General features: G+C 43.1%; 6 protein-coding genes. All 6 read right to left on the bottom strand.

Annotation, left to right across the window (positions count from 1 at the left end; translation table 11 throughout):
* Positions 1-39 precede the first annotated feature (39 nt).
* The 6 genes from DKT73_RS16400 to DKT73_RS16375 all read right to left on the bottom strand — a co-directional run bounded on the left by DKT73_RS16400 (position 40) and on the right by DKT73_RS16375 (position 6,109).
* Positions 40-645 (bottom strand): protein-methionine-sulfoxide reductase heme-binding subunit MsrQ, encoded by a 606-nt coding sequence (locus DKT73_RS16400; protein ID WP_232827913.1) that lies wholly within the window; start codon positions 643-645, stop codon positions 40-42.
* Position 646: 1 nt separating this feature from the next.
* A complete protein-coding gene (gene msrP / locus DKT73_RS16395; protein ID WP_111639626.1) occupies positions 647-1,639 on the bottom strand; it encodes a protein-methionine-sulfoxide reductase catalytic subunit MsrP in 993 nt (330 codons plus the stop codon).
* A gap of 103 nt (positions 1,640-1,742) precedes the next feature.
* Complete coding sequence (gene pssA / locus DKT73_RS16390) at positions 1,743-2,513, bottom strand: CDP-diacylglycerol--serine O-phosphatidyltransferase (RefSeq protein ID WP_111639625.1); 771 nt, start codon at positions 2,511-2,513, stop codon at positions 1,743-1,745.
* Positions 2,514-2,541: 28 nt separating this feature from the next.
* A complete protein-coding gene (gene hemL, locus DKT73_RS16385) occupies positions 2,542-3,825 on the bottom strand; it encodes a glutamate-1-semialdehyde 2,1-aminomutase (RefSeq protein WP_111639624.1) in 1,284 nt (427 codons plus the stop codon).
* Between the two features lie 87 nt (positions 3,826-3,912).
* Entirely contained in the window at positions 3,913-5,529 is a 1,617-nt protein-coding gene (locus DKT73_RS16380; RefSeq protein WP_232827915.1) for a chloride channel protein, read from the bottom strand.
* Positions 5,530-5,680: 151 nt separating this feature from the next.
* Positions 5,681-6,109, bottom strand: a complete 429-nt coding sequence (locus DKT73_RS16375; RefSeq protein WP_111639622.1) for an Lrp/AsnC family transcriptional regulator — start codon at positions 6,107-6,109, stop codon at positions 5,681-5,683.
* Positions 6,110-6,207 lie beyond the last annotated feature (98 nt).

The following is a 6,207-nucleotide window of genomic DNA, read 5'->3' as shown; positions in this document are numbered from 1 at the left end:
CGTATAATACATTCCAAAATTTTCTGTGCAAGCATTTTTTTAAGTTTTCTTAAAAAATTTCTTATACATTGGTAACGTCGGGATTTTAAGCAACAACAAAGGCACTAACAGCACAGAAAAATAAACAGCAAGTGAAATATCGTCTTTTACCTGCCACCATAAGTGCGCAATCACGGCTAAAGCAACGAGGTACATGAGACGATGAAGCGGCTTCCACTTTTTGCCTAATTTACGCATCATGGATTTTGTACTGGTTATAGCAAGGGCAGCCATAATAACAAGAGCTAAAGTACCGACATAAATATAAGGTTTCTCAATAAGGTCAGAGCTGATCCATGTCCAACTTAAGCCAGCAAACAACACCAAATAAATAATAAAATGAAGTGATGCATAACAGAACGCCGTTACACCAATGAAGCGACGGTATCGGTTAATAAACTTTAAGGCTTCTATCTTACCAATCAGAGTCATTGCCATAACAGCCACGACAAAGACAGACGCCCAAATACCACTTAACCTCATCAACAACTTGCCAGGATCTGGAAAATACTGCCCCATTACTAATGAAATAAACATCCATAAAAATGGCAAGGTGAAGATAGCTAAAACATAGGGTTTTTCTCTTCTGTCCCAGAAACCAGCCATATCAATAAAACCTTTTCAAATCCATACCCGCATACAGAGAAGCAACTTCCTCTTCATAACCATTGAACATTTTCGTTTCAATGACGTTTGGGAACAGCACACCACCTGGTAAACGACGCTCTTGTTGTTGCGACCAGCGTGGGTGATCAACATTAGGATTCACATTAGCATAAAAACCATACTCATTCGGAGCCAACATGCTCCAGGTTGTTTCTGGCATAGTTTCAACGAAGCGAATTTTCACAATGGATTTGATACTTTTAAAGCCATACTTCCAAGGTAAAACCAACCGGACTGGCGCACCATTTTGATTTGGCAAAATACTTCCGTACATCCCCACAGCAAGGAACGCCAAAGGATTCATTGCCTCATCAATGCGCAAACCTTCTCTGTAAGGCCAGTCCAATCCGCTCCCTAATTGACCAGGCATCTGTTTAGGATCATATAACGTTTCAAAATACACATATTTAGCTTTTGATGTTGGCTCGAAACGTTTAAGAACCGTAGCAAGAGAGACACCCACCCAAGGGATAACCATTGACCAAGCTTCAACACAACGAAGTCGATATATTCGCTCCTCCAGCATAGACTCTTTGATAATACCGTCTAGATCAAATACGCCCGTTTTGGCCGCCTCACCTTCAACAGTAATGGTCCATGGTGTGGTTTTAAGCTGAGAGGAGCGTTCTTTAGGGTCACTTTTGCCATAACCAAATTCATAAAAATTATTGTATGAGGTAGCAACATCATAAGGAGAGAGTTTGTCGTCTTTACCAAAAGACGTTTCGACTATATTGTCAAAAGAGGATTTAAGCGAAGACGGTGGTGACAAAGGGTTACCTTCTTGAAGCGCAGCGGCTGCGTGACCAATGCCACCGACACCAAGCGCAATACCACCCGTTACCTTCATAAATTGACGGCGATTTAGATAAATGGATTTATCTGTCACTTCTGACTCAGAGCAATCAGACGCTTTCTTATTCAAAATCAGCATAGCATGTCCCCTTATGTTATTAAAATTATTGACAAGGGGTCACGCCACTAGTTCAAAAAAAGCACTCACAATAAAATAGAATGCTTTTTTATATCACAATCATCTAGCGCAATTGCTTGAACACAATGCCAAGCGGCCCCCACAACCCATATAAACAAAACACGCTCATCAGCACAAATGCCGGTTGCAAAGCAACAAATACCAATACCAGAACCGCAATCAGGAGGACCACAAAAGGAACACGTCCTTTTAAATCCAGATCTTTAAAGCTGCGATACTTCACATTACTGACCATCAGCAAACCAGTAATGGGAACAAGCAATGCCATCAATGTCGCCAAACTTTCGCCAGACACACCATTATCATTTGCGGCCCAAATAACACCCGCCACAATAGCCGCTGCTGCCGGACTAGGCAGTCCGGTAAAATAACGTTTTTCCTCTACTCCAATCATAGTATTGAAACGAGCCAAACGCAGTGCTGCGCCCACAGCATAAACAAATGCGGCAATCCAGCCAATCTTACCAAGTGGCGCCAAAGACCAAGTAAACACAATTAATGCCGGTGCGATACCAAAAGAAACCATATCAGCCAAAGAATCGTACTCAGCACCAAAAGCACTTTGTGTGTGCGTCAAACGAGCCACTCGACCATCTAAGCCATCAAAAATCATCGAGATAAAAATAGCCACAGCAGCATGCGAGTAGTTTTCGTTCATAGCAGCAATAATGGAGTAAAAACCCGAAAAAAGGGCTGCCGTTGTGAACAAGTTAGGCAATAAATAAACCCCTTTATGAGGCTGCTTTTTTTCATCACCAACGTCGATGTCTTCAATTTCATCAACTGGTGATTTTTTCATATCATCAATAGACATGTTGTAAACCTTCCTTATTACGAATTATTTATACGAGTTTAGCAAAAGAGCGCTTTGCGGCTTCTATCGTGTAATCAATATCTTCTTCTGTATGTGCTTGAGAAATAAAGCCCGCCTCAAAAGCGGCTGGTGCAAAATATACGCCCTCTTCCAACATGTAATGGAAGAAAGCCTTAAAACGAGCCAAATCACAGCGCTGAACCTCACTAAAACTTGTCACCGCTTTCGCCTCAGTAAAGAAGAAACCAAACATACCACCGACACTCACGACACAGAACGGCACACCAACATCGTCTGCTGCTTTCTTCAATCCAGAGACCAGACGATCCGCTTTGGCGCCTAAAGTTTCATGAAAACCTTTTTCACTGATTTTATTTAACACAGCCAAACCCGCCACCATAGCAACCGGATTACCAGACAGGGTACCCGCTTGATACACCGGACCTAAGGGTGAAATACATTCCATAATGGCACGTTTGCCACCAAACGCACCAACCGGCATACCCGCACCGATCACTTTACCTAAAGTGGTCAAATCAGGAACGATACCAAAATGGTCTTGCGCACCACCAAGTGCCACACGAAATCCAGTCATTACTTCATCAAAAATTAACACAGCACCGGATTCATCACACACTTTGCGCAGCGTTTCAAGGAAGCCTTCCGCAGGCAAAATACAATTCATATTGCCCGCGACAGGTTCAACAATAATACAAGCGATTTGATCTCCTATTTCAGCGAAGCAACGAACCACCTCTTCAATATCATTGTATTGCAGGGTAATGGTATGCTTCGCTAAATCCGCAGGAACACCAGGAGAATTAGGCACTCCTAACGTCAATGCACCAGAGCCCGCTTTCACAAGCAAAGAATCTGAGTGCCCATGATAACAACCTTCAAACTTAACGATTTTATCACGACCAGTGTAGCCACGAGCTAATCGAATCGCGCTCATAGTAGCTTCTGTACCAGAATTCACCATGCGCACCATGTCCATAGAAGGAACCAGTTCGCAGACTTTTTCAGCCATGGTAATTTCAACTTCAGTGGGGGCACCAAAACTCAAACCAAAATCCAATTGCTGCCTAACCGCATCCAACACATCTGGATGAGAGTGCCCCAGAATCATAGGCCCCCAAGAACCAACATAATCTATATAGCGCTTCTGATCTTCATCATAAACATAAGCACCTTTTCCGCGCTGGAAAAATATAGGTGTCCCCCCCACGCCATTAAAAGCTCGCACTGGAGAATTGACCCCTCCAGGAATGCGGTGTTGGGCGCGTGCGTATAGATCTTCTGAACGACTCATATTTTTCAAATCCTATAACCAATAGTGTAAATCATGTAGTAAGCGAGCAATCTGACATGCTTCAAACTTTAACAAGACAATTGTTTTCTAATCATTTTTTAACAAAAACTGATCAAGACGATGCCTTAAAACCAAACTAAAAGAAGACGCAGACAAAGACACCAGCACTTCTGATAACCCTGTCTTTTGGAACCAACTTAACATCGCTTCCAATGACGCGGGCTCATCTATCAAAGGAATATAAGTAGATTCTAAAGCGAATGGTAAGTTCATCGATATTTTTTCCTCATCGGACACCAGCCAAGGTTGAGGACCAAATTCTAATGTCTGCAGTGCATCCAACAAAGCAGCTCGACGAATAAGCCGCCACTCACCCTCTAGCTGAAATATGGCATAGTCTACCACACTTGAAGCCAAATCCTTTACCTGTTCAAGAGGAAGGTTTACCGGTAAAACCAGCACATCTTCGGCAACAGGCTTCACAGTATGATGCCGCAAATATCGCTGTAAAGGACTAATATTAGAAGACATCCCCATATAACTTAAGCGTTCAGCAAACACCGACTCTTGATGAAAAAATACGCGCATTAACAAACAAGACAAGACAATCACAAATAGCGCAGGAACAATTGCTTCTGATGAATGCGTCATCTCAATAATGGCCACTAATGCAGTGAGTGGAGCTTGAAAACTGGCCGCCATCATTGCTGCCATTCCGAGCAAAGCAAACAGAATAATATCCGCCTCACTGTGACCAAACAGCAATGCCGCTTGAACACCAGCCAAGCCGCCAATAATAAAAGTAGGCCCTATCATGCCACCCGGTATCCCTAACCCAATCGTTAATGCAGTCAAAAGCGTTTTTACAACGATTAGCAAAAGCAAAGAGTGAAGCAATAAATTTCCCGACAATAAATTACTCAACGAACTGTAACCACTCCCCAGCGCCTCTGGTAAATAAACCGCTGCCAAGGACGTTGCAACCGCGACCACAAAAAATCGCAACCAAACAGAGAGACCACTTAGATGCCACAGTGCTTTTTGAGTGTGCAGGAATAATGCGGATAACAACACAATAAGAATAACCAAAACAAAACAGGTCAAAAAAAGATTACCCGAGAACACGACGGTTGAAATATTTCCAATACTAAAAATATCTAAAGGACCGAGGACGTAATGGCTGATCAAAGCCGCAACAACAGAAGAGAGTAACACTGGCAAAACGTATCGCTGGCGGTATTCTAGAAAAATCACCTCAAACGCAAACAGCACACCAGCTAACGGCGTCTGAAAGATAGCTGAAATGGCCCCAGCAACACCACAAGCCAATAATGTCTCAACACCATATTGAGGAAGCTTCGCCTTTGCGGCTAAAAACCCACCTAAAGTGGCACCTAAATGTACAGCTGGCCCCTCCTTACCGATAGAAAGCCCCCCAACTAAGGCAATAACTGCAGCAAAGAATTGTACGACCGCATTGCCAATAGGCAGGTTACCACCATGATAGTTCAACCTTTCTATCACATAAGGCACACCTACTTTATGAAAGCGATTTGGCAGCCATGTCAAAAAGCCAGCAAGAACAAAGCAAGACACAATGACTAAACTCACCCGCCACGCTTCGGAAAGGGACTCGTAGGCATCAAAATCCACCCCCAGAAAAAATCGCATAGGCAAATAAATGACAGCATAAAAAAGGACCATCACAAGGCCACTTAACAGACCACACAAGGCCCCCAACAGCGATAATGTCAGTAAATCATCATAGGATTTTGCTTTTACAGACCACTTTTCTTTAAGCTTCCAAGCTTTCAGGACGACACCTCACCTTATGTAAAAACAATATAAAACACGCTTACCATCGATCTAAACGTTTCGCCAGACACATGTGGGTCACAATCTTATCTAGATTCGGCCAACCATCCATCTCACTGCGAATAACATGCAAACGCGCCATAGAACTGGCTTGAACCAATATCAGCAGATCTAGATCTCCACTAATCGAATGCGCAAGTTTCACCTCTGGAATCGCATCAATTAATGGCTGCACAAGATCACAGGATAACGGTCTAAAAGTAAGCGCTAAATAAGCTGTCACACCATCTTCTTTTGAGACTGAAGTATGAGCATGATAGCCAGTGATAGTGCGATTATCTTCCATACGGCGAATTCGTTCCGTGACAGCGGAGCGAGATAAGTTCACTTGCCGACTAATATCCGAAACAGACAGTCGAGCATCACCGACTAGCAAAGCCAATATTTTCTGATCATAGTGATCCGCCACTCAGTATTCCTCTCTTATGAGATGCCAATCAAATTGACAGATTTTCCGGCAAAATGCCCCCAAACAGCGTCAACTTGTATAGCGTATTGTTTAGATGA

Source organism: Marinomonas shanghaiensis (assembly GCF_003259175.1).
In the GTDB taxonomy this organism is placed as follows: domain Bacteria; phylum Pseudomonadota; class Gammaproteobacteria; order Pseudomonadales; family Marinomonadaceae; genus Marinomonas; species Marinomonas shanghaiensis.
The sequence above is the reverse complement of the archived record's forward strand: the minus strand, read 5'-3'. Positions and strand labels throughout refer to the sequence as shown.